The sequence below is a fragment of the Streptomyces alkaliphilus genome, from assembly GCF_014141535.1.
Classification (GTDB): Bacteria; Actinomycetota; Actinomycetes; order Streptomycetales; family Streptomycetaceae; genus Streptomyces; species Streptomyces alkaliphilus.
In genome coordinates this window covers 1-577 of the sequence record NZ_VKHT01001642.1, presented here as the reverse complement: position 1 = coordinate 577, position 577 = coordinate 1, and the positions used below count along the sequence as shown (strand labels likewise).

At 70.2% G+C, this 577-nt stretch carries 1 protein-coding gene; it reads left to right on the top strand.

Features of this window, described 5'->3' with window-relative positions; translation table 11 throughout:
• Positions 1–8: 8 nt before the first annotated feature.
• Entirely contained in the window at positions 9–536 is a 528-nt protein-coding gene (locus FNQ90_RS26110; protein ID WP_182608552.1) for a DUF6328 family protein, read from the top strand.
• Positions 537–577 lie beyond the last annotated feature (41 nt).

Here is a 577-nt window from a genome sequence, read left to right as displayed (position 1 = left end):
GCCACACGGTGGGGTGGGGACGGGACGAGACCGAGGAGGAGCGGGCCGACCGGCGGTGGAACGAACTCCTCCAGGAGGTCAGGGTCGCCCAGACCGGCGGTCAGGTGCTTCTCGCCTTCCTCCTCGGAGCGGCCTTCGCCCCCCGCTTCGAGGAGTTGACCACCCCGCAGGTGTACCTGTACATCCTCACCGTGGCGCTCGGCGCCGCCTCCACCGGTGCGCTGATCGGGCCGGTCACCCTGCACCGGTTCGTGACGGGGCGCCGACTCAAACCCGAGACCGTCGACCTGGCCTCGATCCTCACCGTGATCGGCCTGTTCCTCCTGCTGTGCACCATCACCTGCGCCATGCTGCTGATCACCCTGTTGGTGTTGGGCAGCACCACGGCGTACTGGATCGTCCTCGCACTGTTCGTCTGGTTCGTGCTGTGCTGGTTCGCGCTGCCGCTCTACGCCCTGTGGCGGCAGAAGCACGATCGCCGCCGCGGTCGGGTGGGGAGGGCCCCCCTCACCCGCCCCACCGATCCGGGTTCCTGACCGTCGGGTCGCCGGACCGGGCGAGGGGACCCGCCCGGTTC